The 2,817-nt window shown below is 79.6% G+C and carries 1 protein-coding gene; it reads right to left on the reverse strand.

What is annotated here, in order from left to right:
• The coding region (locus AWC27_RS32620) for a PGRS repeat-containing protein (RefSeq protein WP_342744501.1) at positions 1–2,759 on the reverse strand (2,759 nt) is incomplete at its 3' end.
• Positions 2,760–2,817: the final 58 nt, after the last annotated feature.

Genomic DNA, 2,817 nt, shown 5'->3' on the forward strand with positions numbered 1-2,817 from the left:
GCGTAAGCCCCGGCGTTGTTGCCCCTACCGCCGTCCCCGCCCGCTCCGCCGCGGGCCCCGGTAGCGCCGGTCCCGCCGGCGCCGCCGTTGGCACCGGCGCCGCCGGTGCCGCCGTCACCGAACAGCCAGCCGCCATGCCCCCCGGTCCCGCCGCTGCCGCCGGCGCCGCCGTCGCTGCCCGACGCGCCCACACCGCCGACGCCGCCCGCCCCGCCGGTGCCCGCGGTCGAGATGAGCGCGCCGACGGTCTTGACCTCACCGCCCTCGCCGCCGTTCCCGCCCGGGGCGCCGACGCCGCCCGTGCCGCCGGTGCCGCCGGCTCCTGCGGAAACGCCTACCGAGGTGGTGGCGTTGACCGCGCCGCCTGAGCCGCCGTTGCCTCCGCCCTGCCCGAACACACCATCCTGGCCGGTACCGCCGATACCGCCGATGCCGGCGGTGCCGCTGGCACCCGCCTGACCCGGGGTGGCCGGCCCGCTCGACGAGTTGACACCGGCGGCTCCGGCGCCGCCGGTACCGGCCTTTCCACCGGCGCCGCCGGTGCCCCACATCCCAGCGCTGCCACCGTGCCCGCCGTTACCGCCGGCGCCGGCGGCCTGGCTGGCCGTTGCGGCCGTGCCGTTCCCGCCGGCCCCGCCCGCGCCGCCAGATCCGAACAGCACGCCGCCGTTGCCGCCGCTGCCGCCGTTGCCGCCGGGGCTACCCGCCAAGCCGGATCCGCCCGCGCCGCCGTTGCCCCAGAGCCCGGCGGACCCACCATGGCCGCCGTTGGGGTGGGTCGCGTCGCCGGCTCCGCCGTTGCCGCCGCTGCCGTACAACAGGCCGCCGTCGCCGCCGTCCTCGCCGGGCCCGCCGTTAGCACCGTTGCCGATCAGCGGGCGGCCCAACAGGTCCTGGGCCGGAGAGTTGACCGCGGCGAGCGCCTGCTGCAGCGGCCCGCCGGGGGTCGGAGCCGAGCCGTCCTGGCCGTTGGCGCCGGATACGCCGGCGGCGCCGCTGACGCCGGCCGGGCCGGTCACACCGGCCGGGCCGTTGACCGTGGAGTCGGCGCCGGTGCCGCCGGCCCCACCCGGGCCGCCTGCCCCACCGTCCGTGCCGCCGACGCCGCCGCTGCCGCCCAGGCCGTGGGTGCCCACGGCACCCGCCTGGCCGAGCAGCCCACCGGCCCCGGCCGCACCCCCATTGCCGCCGGCGCCGCCGGCGCCGCCGACACCACCATGACCACCGGCGCCGCCCGGGCCCCCGGCGCCGCCATAACCGCTGGAGTTGCCGCCCTGACCGCCGGCGCCACCCGCCGACCCGGCCGCGCCCGTACCGCCGAGACCGCCATCGGCCCCGGCGCCACCGTCGCCGCCGTTGCCGAATAGCCACCCGCCGCGGCCCCCGGCGCCGCCGTTGCCGCTATTACCTCCAGCGGCGCCAGGCGCGCCGACGCCGCCGACGCCGCCGACGCCGCCGGCACCCCCGGTGGCGGTGCCCGAGCCGGTGCCGTTGATCTGGGCGTCGCCGCCGACGCCACCGCTTCCGCCGGCCGCGCCGACGCCGCCGGTACCACCGGTGCCGCCGGTACCGCCGGAAATGAATGGACTGGTGCCACCGGTGAGGGCGCCGCCGGCGCCGCCGTCGCCACCGGCCTGCCCGTAGTCCCCGTCCTGGCCGCTAGCACCGAGTCCGCCGAGACCGAACGCGCTGTCGGTACCGGCGTTGCCGACGGCCGCCTGACCACTCGGGGCATTGACACCGGCGCCGCCGTCGCCGCCCCCGCCGGCTTGCCCGCCGGCACCGCCGCTGCCCCACATGCCGGCGCTGCCGCCGTGACCGCCATTGCCGCCGTTGCCGCCGGCTTGATTGCTCATTCCGAGAGCACCGATGCCGCCATTGCCGCCGGCTCCGCCGGCGCCATACAACCAGCCGCCGGCCCCGCCGTTGCCGCCGTTACCGGCAGTGCGGCCACTCGCGCCGGCCAGGCCGGCGCCGCCGGCCCCGCCGTTGCCCCACAGCCCGGCCGATCCGCCACTGCCGCCGTCGGGGTGGGACGCGGTGCCGGCTCCGCCGTTGCCGCCGTTGCCGAACAACAGCCCGCCGGCTCCGCCGTCTTCTCCGGGTCCGCCGTTGGCGCCGTTGCCGATCAGCGGCCGGCCCACCAGAGCCTGTGCCGGGTCGTTGACCGGTGCGAGCAGCTGCTGCAGCTGCGAGGCGCCCCTCGGCCCGCTCTGGCCGTCGGCGCCGGCAAGACCTGCCGAACCCGGATGCCCGTCCGGCCCGGCAGGGCCGGCCTGCCCGTGCAGTGCTATGGAAAAGCCGCGGCCGCCGTCGCCGCCGGCGCCACCGGCGCCGCTGCCGCCGCCAGCGCCGCCGCTGCCGCCAACCCCATTCGCTCCTCCAGAGCCGGCCTGGCTGAACAATCCAGCGCCGCCGCCGGCGCCGCCGTTGCCGCCGGCGCCGCCGGGCCCGCCGACTCCACCGTTACCGCCGGCGCCACCGGGACCTCCGGAGCCGCCATACGCCGGACCATCGTCGATGGGAAAGCCCACGCTGGCGTCACCACCCTCACCGCCGGTCCCGCCGGTGGTTCCGGCAGCGGCGGAACCCCCGACGCCGCCGTTGGCGCCGCCGCCGCCCTGGCCGCCGGCGCCGTAGAGCCATCCACCCTGGCCGCCGGCGCCGCCGTTGCCGCCGGCGCCGCCGACGGCTCCGGTCACACCGTCGCCACCGGTACCGCCCATTCCGCCGTTGCCGCCGGTGGCGGTGTTCCCCACGCCGGAGCTTGAGGCGCGCCCGCCGGGGCCACCGTCCCCGCCGGGCGCGCCTCAAGCT

This window comes from Mycobacterium szulgai (assembly GCF_002116635.1).
Classification (GTDB): Bacteria; Actinomycetota; Actinomycetes; order Mycobacteriales; family Mycobacteriaceae; genus Mycobacterium; species Mycobacterium szulgai.